This window comes from Gordonia sp. CPCC 205333, assembly GCF_048537885.1.
Lineage (GTDB): Bacteria > Actinomycetota > Actinomycetes > Mycobacteriales > Mycobacteriaceae > Gordonia.
Genome location: NZ_JBCLVI010000002.1, coordinates 547,136 through 568,441, shown reverse-complemented (window position 1 = coordinate 568,441; position 21,306 = coordinate 547,136). Strand labels below are relative to the sequence as shown.

Sequence of the window (21,306 nt, the reverse complement as noted above, 5' to 3'; positions counted from 1 at the left end):
GGTAGTCGCCAGATTGCTCGCGCGAGTCAGGTTTCATCGATCGCACGCACGCGCGCTCGGATTCTGAGTGCTTGTTGACGTCTTGACATCTAGGACGAGAGGCGTGAGGCGGAAGTGTTGCATAATTCCTGCATGGAGACCGCTGGCCTAGTGGTGACGATCGGTTCGATGCTGATTGCGGCATGGTCGGCCTGGATCGCGTTCCGGCAGCGACGAGATGCACAGCAGGCAGCTGCGTCCGCTGCCACGGATGCGCGTGAGAGCAGGGAATCTGCTCAGCGGGTTGCCGCAGCACAGGAACGAATCGCGGCCGGTTTCGAAGTCGATCGGCAACGCGCCGACGACAGTCAGGCGAAGAAAATCCGGATACATGGAAGCCAGGGCGCTGGCGGACGCGGGCGCATCAAAGTGTCGAATGCGAGCAACGAGCCAATCTTCGATGTCCACATCCACTCAATTACGGCGGTAGTCGACGGTGTTGAAACCGTGGTGCAGTGGCAACCGAACCCGTACATGTCGCGGGCGATCAAGGTCATCGATCGCATCGACGGCGGTTGCGACCGCGAACTGTTCCCGTTCTTCGGGGAAGACTGGACTCGGCATCAGTGGGCGCCGATTGTGCGGTTCCTCGACGCGCACAAGGTCGAATGGGAGATCAATTTGGCGAGCGATGTCACACGCGTTGATGACTAGAAGCTGCCGCATCCTGACATGCGCGTCGGGAGGGGAGTTATCCACAAGCTCAGTCGTCAGTTGTTACCAAACTGTGATGTCCTGGGGATAACTTGATTTCGGCGTTCGACTAACCGGTACCGCTAGGTGGCCCTGTTTTGGCCACTGGTGGCCGAATGCGGCTCGCGTAGGGTTCGTGAGACCATGCGGACTTCGGAAACCTCTAGGGGTCCTATAAATGGCTAATGCGGCCTCCGATCCAGTTTTGACGGTGGCAGCCATGGCGAGGTAAATTTTCTTCATCAACCCCGGCCCCTCTGTTAGTCACCGACTGCGTGTCACCGGCTAACAAGGGTCGGTTTTCTTTTGGGAGCAGTTGCGTCGATGGCGGAATACAACAAGGCTCACCGCAACTTCAACGAGCAGATTGAACTCATGAAGTCACGCGGATTGGGGTGTGATGACGATCGGGCGGCAGTTCGAGCGCTGAAACGAATCGGGTACTACAGGCTATCGGCATATTCGTACCCATTCCGGCGTTTTGATTCAGGCTATCCGGGAAGACGAGCTGATGAGTTTATCGAAGGCGCGACCTTCGAGCAGGTTGTAGCGCTGTGCGATTTCGATAGCAAACTGCGCGCGCAGATTCTCGTAGCCTTAGAGATCGTTGAGGTGGCGCTCCGCGTTCAAGTTGCTTACGTTCTTGGAAAACGTGAGAAGTTCGGACATCTACAACGGGTCCACTTAGATGAAAATGAGTGCGCGGAGGTCCGGGGCGCTCGCGACAACGATGCACATACTGACTGGATCGAACGGTATGAGCGCCGCACATCCGAATCGCAGAACGAAGACTTTATTCGCCATTTTCGCGAAAAATACGACGGCCGATTACCGATCTGGGTAGCGGTTGAGATTTTGGAATTCGGTCAACTAGTCCGGCTGTATGGAATGCTCGACAAGCAGGACAAGCGGCGTATCTCAGACCACTTCGGAGTGAAGGGTCATAATGTGCTGCACAAGTGGCTGATTCGGCTAAACAACGTACGGAATCACTGCGCGCACCATGACCGGATATGGAACCGGATCGCGGTATACGGAATCCCAGCGGTGCACGAACATCAGGTCCCCGTTACGCTGACACACTTGTCGGAGTTGGGCGACGACGCAAGGAAGCGTATATACACAGCGGCGGCATTGAACGCGCATATCGTGACACTTGCCAAACCGGAGAGTAATTGGCCTCGCTCCTTCAAGACAGTTGTCAGCAAACTCCCGCTTCACGATGGTGTGGTAAATGAGTCGGTCATGGGTTTCCCTCCGGGGTGGAAGGGGCTTGACCTTTGGAACTACGAACCGAATGCGTAGCGCAGATACCTGTGCAAGGTTGACGGTGGTTCCCCCGGATGCTGTGCCCACACTTTGCCCACACTTGTCCACGAAACCGGGTGATCTGGCGTGAATAGCTCTGATGTATTTCAGCAGGTAGACGGCGTTTCAAGGGTCTGACCGTACTATCGGTTAGGGTTCAAATCCCCCCGCCACCGCAGAAGCCCTCTGCCTGTTAATTCAGGCGGAGGGCTTTTCCAATTCCCGCGTGCCTGGCCGACAGACTTTTGATCCAGCGGCGTGAGTCGGCCGGATCAATCACGTCGTCCAACTCGAATGCTGTCGCGGCCGTCAGCGCCTTGCCTTGCTGATAGGCGGCAGCGAGTATGTCGTTGAAGACCCTGTCGCGCTCAACTGAGTCTTCGATGGCGTCGAGTTCTTTCCGAAAGCCCAGCCGCACCGCGCCTTCCAGGCCCATTGGTCCGATTTCGCCGGTCGGCCAAGCGACGGTGAATTCCGGCGCATGAAATGAGCCGCCGGTCATCGCCATCGCACCGAGACCGTAAGCCTTGCGGAGAATGATCGCACCGAACGGGACGGTCAGTCGCGCGCCGGCAATGAACATACGTCCAAAGCGTCGCACTGTCGCGTCCTCTTCGGATTTGGGGCCAACCATGAAACCCGGTGTGTCGCAGAGCATTACCAATGGAATTTGGTGCGTCTCGCAGAGCGTGACGAAATCGGAAGCCTTGTCCGATGCTTCGGCGTCAATCGCACCGCCGAGGTGGTGGCTGCTGTTGGCCACCAATCCGTAGGCGACACCTTCCACCCGCACCAGCGCCGTCACAATGCCGACGCCGTAGTCGGGGCGCAACTCCAACACCGAACCTACATCGGCGATTGCGGCAACAGCATTCCGAACATCATAGGCGCGCAGGCGATTCTCCGGCACGACGTTGCGCGCGAGTTCGGGATCGGGGGCCTCCCATTCATTGAGCGAGCCCTGGAAATAGCTCAGATATTGCTTGGCCAAGGCGACGGCATGCGCTTCGTCGGAGGCCACCAGATCGACGACGCCGTTCCGACGTTGGATATCGATGGGACCGATGTCCTCCGGTCGGTATATACCCAGACCCCCACCGGAGATCATGGCCGGACCGCCCATGCCGATATTGGCGTCCGGCGTCGCGATCAACACATCGCACGCCCCGGCGAGGGCGGCGTTGCCGGCGAAACATCGGCCTGACACCACCGACACCGTCGGCACCTTTCCGTTGAGCGCTGCGATGGCACGGAAGGTCGGCACGTCCAGCGCGTTGCCGGACCAATCCGTGTCGCCCGGCCTACCGCCACCGCCTTCGGCGAAGAGAATCAACGGAACCTGTTTGCGCGCAGCCAATTCCAATAGGCGGTCGGTTTTCGCATGATTGCGCATCCCCTGGGTGCCGGCCAATACCGTGTAGTCGTAGGAGATGACGATGACGTCGGCAAACGGGAAGCGTTCAGCGCCGATTGTTGCGGTGCCGCCTACGAGTCCGTCGGCCGGAGTGTTCTCGATCAGGTCCTGTTCACTGCGCCGACTCCGCTGTGCCGCAATGGCTAACGCGCCATACTCGATGAAGCTACCTTCGTCGACCAGGTCGGCGATATTTTCGCGTGCGGTCCGGCGTTGCCTGGCATGCCGTTTCGCAACAGCCTCTTGCCGCGATTCGTCGAGGGTCACCGCGTGTCGCGCAAGGATCTCGGTGAGATCAGCGCGTTCGCCGACCGTCGATTCGGCTACTGTGTCGCCGGGTGCCGCGAGGTCATCGCCAGCGACGGCGAGTAGCGGGTCGCCGGGATTCACCGCTTGCCCCGGTGTCACCAGAACGCGCTCCACGAGGACTCCGACGTCACTGGTCACCACGTGTTGCATCTTCATCGCCTCTAGAACGGCGGCTTGAGCGCCCGGAGCTATCCGTTGGGACGGCTCGGCGATCTCGACGACGATCCCTGTCATGGTGGCCCGAATGACCGTGTCGTCGGATAGTGACGTTGAGGACGCGGGCTGCTCGGCGAAGTCGACCAGTCGCGAATCGAGCCAGTTGGTATCTACCTGACCCGCGCGAAAATCATTGTGGCACAGTATTTTCTGTTGCAGTGAGATATTTGTCGGTACGCCGGTGACGGTGAGACTGCTTACCGCGGCGCTGGCTTTGCGCACCGCGGCGCCGAAGTCATCGAGGCGGGTATGGGTGATCACCTTGGCGAGTAGTGAGTCGTATCGCGGACTGACCGTCAATCCCGACCGCCCGTAGGTATCCACTCGCACCCCCGGCCCCGACGGTGGCGCGAACTCGGTCAGCGTTCCCGCGGATGGCAAGGTCTGGCCGTCAGCAGTGATCGTCTCCATGTTTATCCGCACCTGAATGGCGATGCCGGCTGCGGAGGCTGGGGTACCGGTGCCGGCATCGAAGTTTCGGGACGACACGCCTGTAGGCAGAGCCAAGGCGCCGAAAGTGACACCTTGAGCGATTGCCAGTTGTGTCGCGACGAGGTCAATACCGGTGACCTCCTCGGTGATGGTGTGCTCCACCTGAATACGCGGGTTCACCTCGAGAAACACGAAATCATTTCCGGTGACGAGAAATTCGGCGGTGGCCAACCCGCGATACCCGACTGTCGCGCACAGCTGGACCGCAGCCGAATGCAGCCTAAGGCGCAGCTCATTCGAAAGCTGTTGGGCGGGAGCCACTTCGATCAGCTTTTGATGACGTCGCTGTATGCTGCAGTCTCTGTCGCCCACCGCGAGCGCGGTGGTGCCGCCGTCTCCATCGGCAGCGGCGATCACCTGAACTTCGATATGTCGCGCTTTCCCGCACAACTGTTCGGCGAAGAGTTGGGAATCGGAGAAGCCGAGTTCTGCTTCCGCGGCGCTCGCTCGGTAGGCATCATCGACTTCTGCTGCGTCCGAGACCTCCCGCATGCCGCGTCCACCGCCGCCGGAGACAGCTTTGATCATGATCGCACCGTCAATGTCGGCGAAGAAGGCGTGGACCTCCTCCAGGGTCGCCCCGGCGTTGGTTGCGGCGAGGACCGGCACCCCGGCGGATTGGGCAGCGTCGCGAGCAAGGGCCTTGTTGCCGAACTTCTGGAGTACTTCCGGGGAGGGCCCGACGAAGATTACCCCGGCCTCAGAGCAGCGCTGCGCGAAATCCGCGTTCTCCGAAAGGAATCCGTACCCGGGGTGTATCGCAGTCGCCCCGGTCTGGCTGGCCGCCGACAGCAGTGCATCTTGGTCGAGGTACGCCGCCGGCCCGTTTTCGGCCAACGCCACGGCGATGTCGGCTTCGCGAACGTGCGGGCTTTCGGAATCGTCCTGCGCATAGACCGCGACTGTGGGAATCCCGAGTTCGGTGGCGGTGCGGATGATGCGCAGCGCGATCTCACCGCGATTGGCGATGAGCAGAGTTGGATCTTCAGGCATGTGCGTCCTCTGTTGCTCGGGGGAGACCAATGAGCCTTTCCGACATTGCGATCATGGTCGAGATATACTGTGCACGTTGGTGTTTCGAGGCAGCGGTCAATCGTCGCGCGCCGACCAGCTGCGCGTCGGAGAGCAACTCGGCAATCGCTGCGGGTGGGGCGCAGAGCTGTATTCCATGCGTTTGCGCGATCTGTTCGACGAAACGTGCGTATCGCTTGACGAGGCGTGTGCGCACCGACTTCCACTTCTCGGCGACGTCGGGGTCGACTTGTGCTCGTTGCTCGATCACCGCGAGTAAACCGCCGAACTCGTAGACTGCTTCGATGAAGGCGTTGGTTGTGATCGCCAGGATATGACGCAGGTCCTCCCCGCCGGGATATCCTGCCGTTGTCCGCTTACCCTCGACATGTTGGGCCTGCAGAAAACGCTCGCAGACGTGGTCGGTTACTCCGCGAAACACTTCCTCACGGGAAGAGAAATAGGCATAGACGGTCGGCCGGGACACCTGCGCTCGTGCGGCGATGACTTCGACCGTCGCGCCGTGGAAGCCAAGCTCGGCAAAGCAGTCGGCGGCGGCGTCGATGATGTGTTGTCGACGCGGATTGTCCTCGAAATTCCGCGCCGACCGGGCGCGCTGCTGCGACTCGCTGATCGGCATGGCGTCCAGCATGCATTGACGTTGACGTCAGTGTCAATGGCGCGTGACTCAGATGTGCTGACCCACTGCGTTTCCAACTATGGCAGAAACACTGCCGCCGAGTTCGCCAGGTCCAGTAGCGGCTGCGGGAAGATGCCGAGCACAACGGTGCCAGCCGCGCATAACGCGATCGGAACCGTCGTCAACGGACTGGGTTTCACGATATCCGGTGACTCGGCCGTCGGCTCGGTGAAGAACATCGCCACGATTGCCCGCACATAGAAATAGGCGGCGATGGCGCTGCATATCACTCCGACCATGACCAACGCCCAGCCGCCGGCACCGCCGGCAGCTCCAAAGACGGCGAACTTCGCGATGAAGCCACTCGTCAGCGGGATGCCGGCAAAGGCTAGCAAGAAGAGTGAAAGCATCGATCCGACAAGCGGATTGCGTCTTCCGATCCCGGCCCAGGCGGAAAGATCGGTAGCCTCCCGGCCGGTCGAGTCGCGTACGACAGAGATGATCGCGAAAGCCCCGAATGCGGAAAGCGCGTATGCCGCTACATAAAAGAGAGTCGCGGCTAGGCCGGATCGACTCAGCGCGACAACGCCGACCAGGATGAATCCCACATGACTGACCGACGAATAAGCGAACATGCGCTTGATGTCGCTCTGGGTCACTGCCATCAATGTGGCGACAACCATGGTGGCGATCGCCACGGTCCACAACGCCGGTTCCCATTTGTCTTGCAGTGCAGGGAATCCGATGTAGAGCACGCGCAGTAGTGCGCCGAAGGCTGCCACCTTGGTTGCCGATGCCATGAACGCTGTAACAGGCGTGGGCGCTCCTTGGTACACGTCCGGCACCCATGATCCGAATGGCACCGCACCAACTTTGAACAGTAGGCCGACACCCAGCAGCGCAACCGCGATCAGTGCGAGCGTGACATCTGACTGGGCCGTGACCGCCGCACCAATCGCGCCGAGCGATAGGGAACCCGTTGCGCCATAAGCGAATGACGCACCGAATAGGAAGATTGCCGACGAAAATGCTCCTAGGAGAAAGTATTTGAGTGCGGCCTCTTGTGAGAGTAGCCGTCGGCGTCGAGCGATACCGCACATCAGATACAGCGGCAGCGAGAACACTTCCAGCGCGATGAACATGGTAAGCAGATCGCCGCAGGCAGGGAACAGCAACATCCCACCTACCGCCAGGAGCGTGAGCGGAAAGACCTCGGTGGTGATGGCGCCGGCGCGAGCTGACACCAGCTCATCGGCTGATCCGGGCACGGTTGCTGCCGAGGGTGTGAACGCATCGGCGGGCAGTTCGGCGTCGCCGCTCGATGTTGGCAACAGTGTGCGCGTCGCGGCCGCGCTCTGTACCTCGACCGGTGCCCACACTCGATCGAGTCGCCGCTCGCCCATAAAGCTCACCGCGGCAAGCGATATCAGAAGAATTGTGCCTTGGAGGAATAGCGTTGGACCGTCGATGATGACCGCACCCGACATCGCGGCCCGGCCGACCTCGGTGGAGTTCGCATGTACTCGTGCGACGGCGACCAACGCCACGAACCCCGCTGCCAAACCCGCCAGGGATAGCCACAGTTGGAGTCGGTACCGGAGAGCTCGAGCGACGAACGCCTCGACGAGGACACTGGTCACTGCGACGCCAAATACGATCAGCATCGGTGATAGCCGAAAGAAATCGATACTCTGTGAATCCATTGCGAGGGTGGTAATCGAGGATGAAGTCATCGTTCTCCTGCCACACTTGGTGCTGGGTCGGTCTGGTGCACCGACGTCAATGTATGGGACACAGCGGGATTGACGAAGTCCAGCACTAGCCGGGGAAAGAATCCCAATGCCAGCAGGGCCAGAATCAGTGGCGCAACGACGACTCGCTCACGCCAGCCGAGATCGCGGATCGGCGGTGCGCCGTCATCGATCGATTTCGAAGGCGCCGGACCGCCCATCATCCGTTGATAAGTCCACAGAATGTAGATCGCCGACAGAACCAATGCGCTCGACGCGAGGATCGCGGCGACGGGATATCGGGTGAAAGTGCCTATCAGTACCAGAAATTCGCTGATGAACGGTGCGAGACCCGGAAGTGACAGGGTGGCCAGGCCGGCGATCAGGAAGGTCCCGGCGAGAACCGGCGCGACCTTCTGGACACCGCCGTAGTCCGCGATGAGTCGACTGCCACGCTGCGAAACCAAGAATCCGGCGATGAGAAATAGTGCGGCGGTGGAGATTCCGTGATTCACCATATAGAGCGTCGAGCCCGACTGTCCTTGACTGGTGAGTGCGAAGATGCCCAGAACTATAAAGCCGAAATGAGATATCGAAGTGTACGAGATCAACCGCATGACATCGGTCTGGCCGATGGCCAGTACGGCGCCGTAGACGATACTGACCACCGCCAGTCCGGACATGACAGGCGCGAAAGTCGTTGAGGCGTCGGGAAACAGGCCGATGCAGAAGCGGAGCATCGCGAACGTGCCGACCTTGTCCATAACGGCCATCATCAACACCGCTGATGCGGGCGTCGCGGAGACTGCGGCGTCAGGCAGCCACGAGTGCAACGGCCATAGCGGTGCCTTCACCGCGAAAGCGAATATGAACCCGAGGAAGATAAGATTGAGCACGCCAGACGAGGCTTCGAGCCGACCATTGGCCGATGCCTCGCTGATCACTTCGAAACTAAAGGTGCCGTGGCCATCGACACCGAGGCCGGAACGAATGGTCACCACATACAGTCCGATCACCGCTGTCAGCATGATCAGTCCGCCAAAAAGGTTGTACAACAAGAACTTCACCGCAGCGGGTGTCCTGGCGCCGTCACTACCGCCGAAGCCGCCGATCAGGAAGTACATCGGTATCAACATGGCTTCGAAGAAGATGTAAAACAGCAGTATGTCGGTGGCGACGAAACTCATCAACACCATCGCCTCGACGGCCAGCATCAGCGCGACGTAGGTATGCCCACCGCGACCTTCGTTGGCGTCGGCATCTCGCCACCCGGCCAACAGGAGCAGCGGCATCAATACGACGGTGAGCAGTACGAGCACCAGCCCGATACCGTCCAGGCCCAGCGAGTATCTAGCTCCGAAAGCCGGGATCCAGCTCAGATCCTCGGTGAACTGAAATCGGGCACCGCTGGGGGAGAAGGCAACCGCGAGGAAGACCGCCCAGGTAAGTACGACGAGCGAGGTTGCCATACCGAGATATTTGGCCGCCCGTGTGGCGCGAGCCGGCAGGAGCATCAACGCTACCGAGGCAATCGCGGGCAGCAGCCACAGAATAGTAAGACTCATAGGATGTTCACCGCCATGATCAGGGCGATCATCGCAACGGTGCCCGCCAGCATCGACATCGCATATGAACGCACAAAGCCGTTCTGCCACCGTCGAATCCACGTCGACGCCGAGTTGACCGCTGCTCCAATACCGCGCCCGACCCCGTCGAGCCCGTTGTCCTCCACGGCGAGCAATCCGGCGGTTAGCTCCTGGCCCGGCCGCATCAGAAGCCGCTCATTGACGGCGTCTCCATAGAGATCCGCTCGTGCGGCGACGGTCAGCATCGACACTTCGATTGGTGCGCGTACCGGTATCGGGGTTTGACCATATTGACGCCACGCGATCGCGACACCCAGGGCAACGGTCACCAGGATGATGGCGGTGAGCGACCACGTGGGTATCGGCGGCGCGTGTTCGTGAGTCTCGCCGACTACCGGGGCTAGCCAATCCTGAAGAGTCCCACCGATCGCGAGTAGGCCACCCGACGCGAGCGATCCGATGGCAATCAGGATCATCGGTCCGATCATTGTCGAGCCAGACTCATGCGGGCGAGCTCGGTGATCCCAGCGTCGCTTACCGAAGAAGGTCATCAACATCACTCGCGTCATATAGAACGCGGTGATCCCGGCGCCAAGGAGAGCGGCCAGGCCCAGCAGCCAGCCCCGTGCCCCGCCAGCGGCGAAGGCGGCCTCGATGATGTGGTCCTTGGAATAGAAGCCCGCAAATGGCGGCACTCCGATGATGGCGAGATAGCCGACGCCGAAGGTCGCGAAAGTTATTGGCATGACGGTGCGTAAGCCGCCGAGCCGCCGCATGTCGGTCTCGTCGTTCATAGCGTGCATGACCGAACCCGCGCCGAGGAAGAGGCCCGCTTTGAAGAAGCCGTGGGTCAGCAGATGCATGATCGCGAATGCGTATCCAGCGGGACCGAGTCCGGCGGCCAGCACCATATACCCGATCTGGCTCATCGTTGATGCCGCCAGAGCCTTCTTGATGTCGTCCTTCGCGCAGCCGATTATCGCGCCGAACAACAGAGTCACCGCACCGACCACGACCACACCCGTTCGCGCATGCGGTGCGAGATCGAAGATGGGACCGGACCTTGTGATTAGGTACACGCCCGCGGTGACCATGGTGGCGGCGTGGATGAGTGCCGATACCGGTGTCGGTCCCTCCATCGCGTCACCGAGCCATGATTGCAGGGGAACCTGTGCGGATTTGCCGCAGGCCGCGAGGAGGAACATGAACCCGAGTGCTGTCAGCGTCGCTTGTCCGGCGTCGCCGGCCATACTGAATACTTCACTGAAGGTCACCGACCCGAATGTCGCGAAGAGGATCATCAATGCGATAGCGAGTCCCATGTCGCCGACTCGGTTGACCACGAATGCCTTCTTGGCAGCCGTTGCGGCCGTTGGCTTGTACTGCCAGAAGCCGATGAGCAGATAGGACGCTACGCCGACTCCCTCCCAACCGAGGTATAGGCCGAGGTAGTTGTCCGAAAGCACCAGAACGAGCATCGCGGCCACAAACAAGTTGAGATAGGCGAAGAAGCGCCGTCGGTCGGGATCGTCGGCCATATAGCCGATCGAATAGACGTGGATCAATGAACCGACGACGGTGATCAGCAGCACGAAACACATTGCGAGCTGGTCCAGTTGGAAGCCGAAGTCGACGCGAAGCTCGCCGACCGGCACCCAACTGAATAGATCGCTGTGCACAGTCCGATCAGTAGCGGGACGCCCGATCATTCCGATCCACAACGCGATCCCGATGATGGCGGATAGTAGCGCGAGTCCGGTGCCGAGTAGATGGCCCCACCGATCAGCTCGTCTGCCGGTGAGTAGCAGGACAGCCGAGCCCACGGCGGGGAGCGCGGGAATCAGCCAGAGGAGTTGACTCGACAGCTCAACGCTCATCTGCTCACCGCTTCAATAGGTCGGCGTCGTCGACGGAGGCAGACCGTCGGGTGCGGAAAATGGTCATGATGATGGCAAGTCCCACAACGACTTCCGCGGCTGCGACCACCATCGTGAAGAATGCGATCACCTGACCGTCGAGGCTCCCGTGCATCCGGGCGAAGGTCACAAAGGAGAGGTTGGCCGCGTTGAGCATCAGTTCAACGCACATGAAGACGACAATCGCGTTGCGGCGCAACAATACCCCGGCCGCGCCAATGGCGAATAGGAGCGCCGACAGATACAGATAGTTGGCGGGATTCATCGCGAATCCTCCAGGGAGCGAGGATCTTCGCCACTACCGAGTTCACGCGCCTTGAGCATTGCGTTCACTGACAATGCCGATGGGCTGCCGTCGGGCTCCAACGCGGGCACATCCACGGCGTTGTGTCGTGCGAATACTCCGGGGCTGGGCAGTGGCGTGAGATCGGTGCCCTTGAGGAATCGTTCGATAGACAATTCACGCTGTCCGCGGTGTGGTCCGAATCGCTGGCGGTGGGCGAGAATCATGGCGCCGAGTGTCGCAGCAATCAGGAGTGCGCCAGTGAGTTCGAATGCCCACAGATATCTTACGAAGATCAGCTCGGCGAGCGCCCGGACGTTCTCATTTCCGCCGCCCGGCGCTGCCCCGCGACTGAAATCAGGCGCACCGGCGAATACCGCCAGTGACGCGTTCGCGATCCCCGCGATCAGCAGCACCCCAAATCCCAGGCCCAGTCCCCCCGCGATTATCCGTTGTCCCCGAATGGTTTCCACCAATGAGTCCGACGAATCGACGCCGATCAACATAAGCACGAACAGGAACAGCATCATCACCGCACCGGTATAGACGACTACTTGTACGACACCGAGGAACAAAGCGCCCTGCACGACGTAGAAGACGGCGAGGATGATCATCGTCATCGCCAGGAAGATCGCTGAATAGACCGCCTTCGGGCTCAACACGACGCCGAGTGCGCCGATGACAACGATGACGCCGAGGATCCAGAACTGCACCGCTTCGGCTCCCGAAGTCCGGGTAAGTCCTTCTGCCAGAAGCGCTGTCATGAGGATGTGCCGTCTACATCGCTGTCGCGGTTCCGCAGGCCGTTCGGCCCGATGTCGCCGCGGTAGTAGTTCTCCGGTCGTGAACCCGGCGCCATCTCATGCGGTGGCGGGGTCATCGTGGGCTCCATCGGGGCCAGGAGTTGGTCCTTCTCGTAGATCATCCCGGACCGGGACGTATCGGCGAGCTCGTAATCGTTGGTCATCGTCAGCGCGCGGGTCGGGCATGCCTCGATGCACAGTCCGCATCCGATGCAGCGCAGGTAGTTGATCTGGTAGACCCGCCCATACCGCTCACCGGGTGAAAATCGTTCTTCCGCAGTGTTATCCGCACCTTCGACAAAGATCGCATCCGCTGGACACGCCCACGCGCACAACTCGCACCCGATGCACTTTTCCAGTCCGTCGGGATAGCGATTGAGCTGATGCCGCCCGTGATAACGCGCCGCAGTCGGTTCCTTCTGTTCGGGGTACTGCTCGGTGACCGGTTTGCGGAACATCGTCGAGAAGGTCACGCCGAAACCTGCGACCGGCTTCCCAAGATCAGGCATCACTGTTCTCCTTCGATGTGCGGAGGGCGAGTTGGGTTCGGATGGTATGGCCGGAGATCCGCTCCGGCACAGGCGTATCGGGAAGTACCTGCCCGGGCAGTGGAGGGACCGGGAACCCGCCCGCAGCTGGATCGAACGGAACGGGGTCGTGTTCAGTCGCGATCTCCGATCGAGGCAGTCGAATGAGCCGCCAGATGCCGACGAAGAGCAGTGCGCTGACGGCGATACCGGCAACCGCGAGGGTCGTCACGCCGATCCACTCCCGATAGCCACCGGTGACCTCACGCACAACCGCGACGACGAGTATCCAACCGAGCGCGACCGGGATGAGAACCTTCCAGCCCATTGTCATGAATTGGTCATAGCGTAGGCGTGGCAATGTGGTTCGCAGCCAGATGAATACGAATAGGAAGATCCAGACCTTGGCGACGAACCACAGCACCGGCCACCAACCCGTGTTCGCGGCGTCGGCAATGCTGATCGGCCAGGGCGCCTGCCAACCGCCGAGGAACAACGTCGTCGCGAGCGCGGATACGGTCACCATGTTGATGTATTCGGCGAGCATGAACATCGCGAACTTCAGCGAGGAGTATTCGGTGTGAAATCCGCCGACCAATTCACCCTCGGCTTCGGGAAGATCGAAGGGCGCACGATTGGTCTCGCCGACCATCGCGATGGCATAAATGACGAATGACGGCAGAACCAGCAGTATGTACCAGTGTTTCGATTGTGCGGCAACAATTTCCGAGGTAGACATCGTAGCGGAGTTGAGAAATACCGCCGCGAAGGACAGTCCCATCGCGATCTCGTAGGAAATCACCTGCGCGGTCGAGCGTAGGCCGCCAAGCAGCGGATAGGTCGAACCAGATGACCACCCCGCCAGTACGATTCCGTAGACCCCGATCGACGTGATCGCCAGAACATAAAGCACACCGACTGGTAAGTCGGTGAGCTGCAACGGAGTTCGGTGCCCGCCGACGGACACCAGTGGGCCGATCGGGATCACCGCGAAAGCCATGACCGCGGGCACCACCGCGATGATCGGCGCGAGTAGATAGACAACTTTATCGACGCCGAATGGGGTGATGCCCTCCTTGAGTGCCAGCTTGATTCCGTCTGCCAGGCTTTGCAATAGGCCATGCGGGCCAACTCGATTCGGCCCGAGTCGCTGTTGCATCCGTGCCATGACTTTGCGCTCGATGAGAATCGCGGCCAGCGTGGTCAAGACCAGAAAGCCGAAAATAGCAATACATTTGACCAGAATCAGCCACCAGGTGTCGTGGCCGAAGTCGGATAAGGAGGGGAAGCGGTCACTCATTGCCGACCACCACTGATTCTGACCGTCCTACCCGGGGCAGCGCCGAGCGTCGGGTAGAGGCGGGAACCGGCGGAGTTCATCGGTATCCACACCACGCGGTCAGGCATATTGGTGATTACTAGTGGGAGCGTGATCGATCCGCGCAGCGTTGACACCGACAGCGGATCACCCTCTGCCACTCCGATTTCGGCCGCCGTGTGCGGATTCAGCCGGGCCACGCCGCGGTGAGCTGTGCCGGCTAGATGAGGCTCCCCATCTTGAGAACGTCCGGCATCGAGCAGCATTCGCCAGGATGCGAGCACGGCATGACCTGGATCGGGCGTCGGGCACGATGGCGGCACTACCGGCCGCATTGATTGGCGCTCGCCGTGCCAACTGCCGATCCGATGGAGCTCGGCATGGATGGATACGCCTGTGTCGCAACCCAACTCGAAGCCCAACTCGGTCGCCAGCGCGTTGAGCACCCGATGGTCCGAAAGCGGCAGGGTTTCGTCGGCTGAGTCGAGCGCGGCCCGAAAGGGGCGTGGCCGGCCCTCCCAGTCGACGAAGGTGCCGTCCTTCTCGGCCGCCGAAGCAACGGGCAGTACCACATCGGCGCGCTCGGTTACCATGCTATGGCGCTGCTCGAGGCTGACGACGAAGTCGGCCGAGGCCAATGCTGAGGTGAGGGCCGATGGTATCGGTAGGTCATCGGCTTCGACGCCGCCGATAACCAAGGTTGACAAGTCGTTTCGGCGCACAGCGTCGATAATGGCGTCGGTGTGGCGACCTGGGGTGTCGGGCGGACGAACACCCCAAACCGCGCCGATGTCGCGGCGAGCCTGATCCGATGCGACGGGTCGGCCACCGGGCAGAATCATCGGTGCGGCGCCCACATCGGCGGCACCGCGTTCGCCTGCACGGCGCGGTATCCACACCAACCGTGCGCCACTGGCAGCGCACGCCATCGCCGCGGCGTAGAGCGCCCCGGGGCTCGCCGCCAGGCGTTCGCCCACGATGAGAACTGCTCCCGGCGTCGTGAGCAGGTCCCGGGTCCGCTGAGTGTCGAACGCCTGCGCTTCGGCACCTGGGACGGCGCTGATCAGCGTCCCGGACAGTTTCGCCAGGCCGGGACTTGCCCATGACGCAATGGAATACACCCGCTGACGGTGTTGCCGTACCGCCTTGCGTAGTCGTAGGAACACCATTGGCGATTCCTCTTCGGCCTCGAACCCGGCGAGAACAACGACCGGAGCCTGCTGAAGTTCGTGATAAGTCATCGAGATTCCGGTGCCCGCGACATACGCGGCCAGAAAGTCTGATTCCTCGACGCTGTGTGCGCGCACCCGGAAGTCGACATCGTTGGTGCCCAACGCGACTCGCGCGAACTTTCCATATGTGTAGGCGTCCTCGACGGTGGCCCGGCCACCTACCAGGACTCCGGACCGGCCACCTGATTGCAATCCGCGCGCCGCGGTGGCGAGCGCGAAGGCCCACGACACCGGTCGGAGTTCACCGCTGCGGTTACGCGCCAGCGGAGTGGTGATTCGGTCGGGGCCCGCGGCATAGGCGAACGCCCAGCGCCCCTTGTCGCAGTTCCACTCCTCGTTGACCTCGGGATCGTCACCGGCTAAGCGCCGCAATACTTTTCCGCGCCGGTGGTCGGTGCGTTGTGCGCAGCCGCTGGCGCAGTGTTCACACACGCTCGGCGAGGAAATCAGGTCGAACGGGCGCGCGCGGAATCGGTAGGCGGCGCCAGTGAGTGCGCCGACCGGGCAGATCTGCACTGTGTTGCCAGAGAAGTAGGACTCGAAAGGTTCGTCCGCATAGGCGCTAACCTGTTGCAGCGCACCGCGATCGGCAAGTGCGATCAGCGGATCGCCCGCGATCTGGTCGGAGAATCGGGTGCAGCGGGCACACAGGACGCAGCGCTCCCTATCGAGCAGCACCTCCGATGACAATGCGACCGGTTTGGTGAAGGTGCGTTTGGTTTCGGCGAAACGCGATTGGGGACGTCCCGACGACATCGCTTGATTCTGCAGCGGGCATTCGCCACCCTTGTCGCAGGTTGGGCAATCGAGTGGATGGTTGATTAGCAGCAGTTCCATCACACCGCGTTGCGCCGACGCGGCGTCGGCGGACGAGTGTTGGGTATGCACAACCATGCCGTCGGTGACCGTGATGGTGCACGATGCCATCGGTTTGCGTTGTCCCTCTACCTCGACGAGGCATTGGCGACAGGCGCCGACCGGGTCGAGAAGCGGGTGGTCGCAGAATCTCGGGATATCGACGCCAACGAGCTCAGCCGCGCGGATCACCAACGTGCCCTTCGGAACTGAGATCTGGGTACCGTCGATGGTCGCGGTCACCAGGTCCTCGGGAGCTCGCGGAGCCGCCGGTATGGCATCTGCGGTGGTCATCGCGGCCCTCCTGGAACTGCGTAGGCGGTAGAGCGTGCCGTATCGAATGGGCAGCCACCGCTGCGCCCCTCACCGGGGAGATGTGCGAGATATTCGTCTCGGAAGTACTTCAACGACGAGACAATCGGACTGCCCGCGCCATCACCCAACGCGCAGAAGGACTTTCCGATAACATTGCCGGTCACCTCGGCCAGGGTGTCGAGATCTGCTGGTGTGCCGTCGCCGGATTCGAGTCGTCGGAGCAACTGGACCAGCCAGTATGTTCCCTCGCGGCACGGCGTGCATTTGCCACATGACTCGTGGGCGTAGAACTCAGTCCAGCGAAGTACCGCCCGCACGACACAGGTTGTGTCGTCGAAGAGTTGAATCGCCTTGGTACCCAACATCGAGCCGGCCGCGGCGACCCCTTCGTAGTCCAGTGGGACATCGAGATGCTGATCGGTGAAGATCGGCGTCGACGATCCACCCGGCGTCCAGAACTTGAGAGTGTGTCCGGCCCGGATGCCGCCGGCTCGCTCCAATAGTTCGGCAAGGGTGATCCCCAGGGGCGCCTCATACTGACCGGGTCGCGTGACATGTCCGGACAGCGAATAGAGCGTGAATCCGGGAGACTTCTCAGTTCCCATCTTGCGGAACCAGTCGGCGCCGTTGCGCAGGATGGCTGGGACACTGGCGATCGACTCGACATTGTTCACCACGGTCGGGCTGGCGTAGAGGCCGGCGACGGCGGGGAACGGCGGGCGCAGCCGGGGCTGGCCACGCCGACCTTCGAGGGAATCGAGGAGCGCTGTCTCCTCACCGCAGATGTAGGCACCCGCACCGGCGTGTACGACGAGGTCGAGATCGAATTCTGATCCGAATATATTGGTACCCAACAGATTCGCGGCATAGGCCTCGGCGACGGCGGTGCGTAGCCGAGCTATCACCGAAGCCACTTCGCCGCGGACGTAAATGAAGGCGTGCCGGGCCCGGATGGCATAGGCGGCGATTATCGCGCCCTCCACAAGAGTGTGTGGTGTTGCGAGCATCAGCGGGATGTCTTTGCAGGTGCCCGGCTCGGACTCGTCGGCGTTGACGACGAGATAATGCGGGCGGTCGGCGCCTGGTGCCGAGCCCTGGGGGATGAAGGACCACTTGGTGCCCACCGGGAAGCCCGCGCCCCCTCGCCCGCGTAGGCCCGATCCTTTAACCATCTCGATCACATCGTCGGGTGCCTGTTGGAGAGCGGAGCGCAAGCCTTGATAGCCGTTGTGGCGCAGATAGTTCGACAGCGTCCACGAATGCCCGTCGGACCAATGCCGGCTCAGTACTGGAGCCTCGGCGGGCTCGGGTGTTGCCGGTGGCAGTTCGACGGTTGTCATGAGGTCGCCTCCGCATCGGTCGGCGAAAGGCCGGCGAGCAGCCGCGCCGTCTGCCGGAACGAACACAGGGTCGGATTGCCACGTGACGGAGACGGAGGCGTGTCAGCACGAAGGTGATCGACGAGACCGGTTGCGGTAAAGGGGGTTTGGTTGTCGTAGAATTCCCAGTTGATCATGACCACCGGCGCGAAGTCGCACGCGGCATTGCACTCGACATGCTCGAGAGTGATACGCCCGTCTGCGGTGGTCTCGCCGGGAGCGATGCCGAGGTGATCGGTGAGCGCGGCCAGGATCTCGTCCCCGCCGAGGACCGCGCAGAGTGTGTTGGTGCAAACTCCGACCAAATACTCCCCGGTCGGGTTCAGGCGGTACATCGAGTAGAAGGTAGCGACCGAAGCAACTTGTGCGGCAGTCAGATTCAATCGATCGGCGCAGAAGGTGATGCCAGCGCGCGTGAGGTAGCCGTCCTGACTCTGGACCAGATGCAATAGCGGCAACAGTGCCGACCGGGGCACCGGATAGCGGGCTATGATCTCGGCGGCCTCGTCGGTCAGCGCGGAGATGACCGTATCGGAATAGGTTGCGGGGCCGGCGAATTCGATCGGCGGTGTCGGTGCCGACGTGGCGAACTGCGTCGGCGCCGCCAGTACTTCCAAGAAGACTGGCTCCCGATTGTCGGTGGTGCTCAACGGTCGACTCCTCCCATTACTGGATCGATGCTTGCGACGGCGGTGATGACGTCGGCGACGAGGCCGCCTTCGCACATGGCCGCCACCGCTTGCAGATTCGTGAACGACGGGTCGCGAAAATGGACGCGGTATGGGCGGGTGCCGCCGTCGCTCACCAGATGTGCGCCAAGCTCACCGCGCGGCGATTCGACCGATACATAGCATTGACCCGCCGGCACCCGCATCCCTTCGGTCACCAGTTTGAAGTGATGGATGAGCGATTCCATTGAGACGCCCATGATTTCGGCGATATGTTCGGGCGAATTGCCCAAGCCGTCGGGCCCGACGGCAAGGTCGGCTGGCCAGGCAAGTTTACGGTCACTGATCATGACCGGGCCGGGCTCCAGCCGTTCCAAACATTGGCGGGCGATTCGGATCGACTCTTTCATTTCCTTGATTCGTATCAGGTAGCGCCCGTAGGCATCACAGGTCGTATCGGTGACGACGTCGAAATCGTAGGTGTCGTAGCCGCAATACGGGGCCGACTTGCGGAGGTCGTGGGGCAGGCCGGTCGATCGTAATACCGGCCCGGTGATCCCCAACGCCATGCAGCCGGTCAGGTCCAGATAGCCGACGCCTTGGGTGCGGGCCTTCCAGATGTAGTTGTTGTTCAGGAGTCCTTCGACTTCACCGATCTGACCGGGTAGCGCGTCGAGGACTGCGCCGATCTTGTCGGCGGCGTCGTCGGGAAGATCTTGAGCGATACCGCCCGGCCGGATGAACGCGTGGTTCATTCGCAGGCCAGTGATGTCTTCGAAGAGATCCAGTATGGTCTCGCGCGCGCCGAAGCCGAGGAACATCGGCGTCACGGCGCCTAGTTCCATTCCGCCGGTCGCGAGTGCCACGAGATGGCTGGTGATGCGATTCAGTTCCATAAGAAGTACTCGAATCACGGTGGCGCGCTGGGGGATATCGGCGGTGATACCGAGAAGCTTCTCCACGCCGAGGCAATACGCCGTTTCGTTGAAGAAGGGGGACAGGTAGTCCATCCGGGTTACGAAGGTCACGCCCTGGGTCCAGGTGCGGAATTCGAGATTCTTCTCAATCCCGGTGTGCAGGTAGCCGATTCCACATCGCGCCTCGGTGACAGTCTCGCCGTCGATCTCCAGGATGAGACGTAAGACGCCATGAGTGGAGGGGTGTTGTGGACCCATATTGATGACGATGCGTTCGTCGTCGGGCAGTGCCGCGCTTCGCTCGCGTACCGCGGCGACGACGTCTTCCCAATCGCGGCCGGTAACGGTGAAGGTGGTTTCGGTCATCAGTTGTACGACCTCCGCCGATCGGGTGGAGCGATAGTTGTGCCCTTGTACTCCACCGGAATTCCGCCAAGTGGGTAGTCTTTGCGCTGGGGATGCCCTTCCCAGTCGTCGGGCATTTCGATGCGGGTCAATGAGCGGTGGCCGTCGAAGATGATGCCGAAGAAGTCGAAGGCTTCCCGCTCGTGCCAGTCGTTCGTCGGGTAGATCTGACAGAGGCTGGCGATATGCGGATCAACCTCGGGTGCGGTGACTTCCATCCGCACCATGCGGTTGTGAGTGATTGACCGAAGGGGATAGACCGCGTGTAATTCGCGTCCCGACTCGTGCGGGTAGTGAGCGCCACTTACGCCCAGACACAACTCGAAACGTAGCGACGGCTCGTCACGCAACGTCGATGCGACAGTGGGCAGATACGTTCGGCGAACGTGGACCGTCATTTCGTCGCGATAGATGACGACCCTCTCGATGGCCTCGTCGAAGCCGATTGAGCGGCGGTCCAGTCCGGCGGCCAGTTCGTCGGCGAGTTCGTCGAAATACCCCCCGTACGGGCGGATGGTGTTGCCGGGCAGGCTGATTGGCGCGACCATACGTCCGTAGCCGGACGTGTCGCCGGAGTCTCGAGCGCCGAAGAGGCCATGGCGGGTGCCGATTCGCTCGGGTCCTGGTCCACCGGCATCTCGCGTATTCGGGATGATCTCGCCTGTCATCGCAGTAGTCCCTTGAGCTCGATGGTCGGCGTTGAGTTCAACGCTGCCTGCTCCGCGGCCCACACGGCCTGTTCACGATTGACGCCAAGCGGCATCTGCTGAATCTGCTCGTGCAACTTGAGGATTGCGTTGAGGAGCATCTCCGGCCGTGGTGGGCAACCGGGCAGATAGATGTCGACCGGAACTACATGGTCTACGCCCTGCACGATCGCGTAGTTGTTGAACATTCCACCGGATGACGCGCAAACCCCCATGGCCAGAACCCATTTGGGTTCGGCCATCTGGTCGTAGATCTGACGCAGAACCGGGGCCATCTTCTGACTGACACGCCCCGCGACGATCATCAGGTCAGCCTGACGGGGGGAGGCACGGAATGCTTCCATGCCGAATCGTGCCAAGTCGTAGCGCCCCGAGGTGGTCGCCATCATTTCGATCGCGCAGCAGGCCAAGCCGAATGTCGCCGGCCACAACGACCCCTTGCGCATATACCCGGCCAGACCCTCGACCGTGCTCAGCAGGAATCCGCTGGGCAGTTTCTCCTCCAGGCCCATCTGCGCTCCTGTCTGTTCGTCGGTGGTCGGT

The 21,306-nt window shown here is 61.4% G+C and carries 17 protein-coding genes; 2 read left to right on the top strand and 15 right to left on the bottom strand.

Annotated elements, in window-relative coordinates; genetic code table 11:
- Positions 1-132 precede the first annotated feature (132 nt).
- A complete protein-coding gene (locus AAFP29_RS08265; RefSeq protein WP_419216856.1) occupies positions 133-693 on the top strand; it encodes a hypothetical protein in 561 nt (186 codons plus the stop codon).
- Positions 694-1,056: 363 nt separating this feature from the next.
- A complete protein-coding gene (locus tag AAFP29_RS08260) occupies positions 1,057-2,037 on the top strand; it encodes an Abi family protein (RefSeq protein ID WP_419216855.1) in 981 nt (326 codons plus the stop codon).
- Positions 2,038-2,233: 196 nt separating this feature from the next.
- On the opposite strand, the gene AAFP29_RS08255 is transcribed toward AAFP29_RS08260, so the two are convergent.
- The 15 genes from AAFP29_RS08255 to AAFP29_RS08185 all read right to left on the bottom strand — a co-directional run bounded on the left by AAFP29_RS08255 (position 2,234) and on the right by AAFP29_RS08185 (position 21,275).
- The gene (locus tag AAFP29_RS08255; protein ID WP_419216854.1) at positions 2,234-5,464 is read right to left on the bottom strand and encodes a carboxyl transferase domain-containing protein; all 3,231 of its coding nucleotides are present in this window, start codon (positions 5,462-5,464) and stop codon (positions 2,234-2,236) included.
- A complete protein-coding gene (locus tag AAFP29_RS08250; RefSeq protein ID WP_419216853.1) occupies positions 5,457-6,134 on the bottom strand; it encodes a TetR/AcrR family transcriptional regulator in 678 nt (225 codons plus the stop codon). Before AAFP29_RS08250 ends, AAFP29_RS08255 begins: the two co-directional genes overlap by 8 nt.
- Positions 6,135-6,199: 65 nt before the next feature.
- Positions 6,200-7,855, bottom strand: coding sequence for an NADH-quinone oxidoreductase subunit NuoN (gene nuoN, locus AAFP29_RS08245; protein WP_419216852.1), 1,656 nt, complete (start codon positions 7,853-7,855; stop codon positions 6,200-6,202).
- The gene (locus AAFP29_RS08240; RefSeq protein ID WP_419216851.1) at positions 7,852-9,417 is read right to left on the bottom strand and encodes an NADH-quinone oxidoreductase subunit M; all 1,566 of its coding nucleotides are present in this window, start codon (positions 9,415-9,417) and stop codon (positions 7,852-7,854) included. Before AAFP29_RS08240 ends, nuoN begins: the two co-directional genes overlap by 4 nt.
- On the bottom strand, positions 9,414-11,315 hold the full coding sequence (gene nuoL, locus AAFP29_RS08235; protein ID WP_419216850.1) for an NADH-quinone oxidoreductase subunit L: 1,902 nt from the start codon (positions 11,313-11,315) through the stop codon (positions 9,414-9,416). Before nuoL ends, AAFP29_RS08240 begins: the two co-directional genes overlap by 4 nt.
- A 4-nt stretch (positions 11,316-11,319) precedes the next feature.
- Positions 11,320-11,619, bottom strand: a complete 300-nt coding sequence (nuoK, locus tag AAFP29_RS08230) for an NADH-quinone oxidoreductase subunit NuoK (RefSeq protein ID WP_419216849.1) — start codon at positions 11,617-11,619, stop codon at positions 11,320-11,322.
- Entirely contained in the window at positions 11,616-12,401 is a 786-nt protein-coding gene (locus tag AAFP29_RS08225; RefSeq protein WP_419216848.1) for an NADH-quinone oxidoreductase subunit J, read from the bottom strand. Before AAFP29_RS08225 ends, nuoK begins: the two co-directional genes overlap by 4 nt.
- Complete coding sequence (gene nuoI, locus AAFP29_RS08220; RefSeq protein WP_419216847.1) at positions 12,398-12,949, bottom strand: NADH-quinone oxidoreductase subunit NuoI; 552 nt, start codon at positions 12,947-12,949, stop codon at positions 12,398-12,400. Before nuoI ends, AAFP29_RS08225 begins: the two co-directional genes overlap by 4 nt.
- The gene (gene nuoH / locus AAFP29_RS08215; protein WP_419216846.1) at positions 12,942-14,267 is read right to left on the bottom strand and encodes an NADH-quinone oxidoreductase subunit NuoH; all 1,326 of its coding nucleotides are present in this window, start codon (positions 14,265-14,267) and stop codon (positions 12,942-12,944) included. Before nuoH ends, nuoI begins: the two co-directional genes overlap by 8 nt.
- Complete coding sequence (locus AAFP29_RS08210) at positions 14,264-16,666, bottom strand: NADH-quinone oxidoreductase subunit G (protein ID WP_419216845.1); 2,403 nt, start codon at positions 16,664-16,666, stop codon at positions 14,264-14,266. The genes nuoH and AAFP29_RS08210 overlap by 4 nt, the downstream gene beginning before the upstream one ends.
- The gene (nuoF, locus tag AAFP29_RS08205) at positions 16,663-18,027 is read right to left on the bottom strand and encodes an NADH-quinone oxidoreductase subunit NuoF (protein WP_419216844.1); all 1,365 of its coding nucleotides are present in this window, start codon (positions 18,025-18,027) and stop codon (positions 16,663-16,665) included. The genes AAFP29_RS08210 and nuoF overlap by 4 nt, the downstream gene beginning before the upstream one ends.
- The gene (gene nuoE / locus AAFP29_RS08200; RefSeq protein WP_419216843.1) at positions 18,024-18,716 is read right to left on the bottom strand and encodes an NADH-quinone oxidoreductase subunit NuoE; all 693 of its coding nucleotides are present in this window, start codon (positions 18,714-18,716) and stop codon (positions 18,024-18,026) included. The genes nuoF and nuoE overlap by 4 nt, the downstream gene beginning before the upstream one ends.
- On the bottom strand, positions 18,713-20,017 hold the full coding sequence (gene nuoD / locus AAFP29_RS08195; protein ID WP_419216842.1) for an NADH dehydrogenase (quinone) subunit D: 1,305 nt from the start codon (positions 20,015-20,017) through the stop codon (positions 18,713-18,715). The genes nuoE and nuoD overlap by 4 nt, the downstream gene beginning before the upstream one ends.
- Positions 20,017-20,712, bottom strand: coding sequence for an NADH-quinone oxidoreductase subunit C (locus AAFP29_RS08190; protein WP_419217247.1), 696 nt, complete (start codon positions 20,710-20,712; stop codon positions 20,017-20,019). Before AAFP29_RS08190 ends, nuoD begins: the two co-directional genes overlap by 1 nt.
- Before the next feature lie 8 nt (positions 20,713-20,720).
- Positions 20,721-21,275, bottom strand: a complete 555-nt coding sequence (locus tag AAFP29_RS08185; RefSeq protein ID WP_170196308.1) for a NuoB/complex I 20 kDa subunit family protein — start codon at positions 21,273-21,275, stop codon at positions 20,721-20,723.
- Positions 21,276-21,306: the final 31 nt, after the last annotated feature.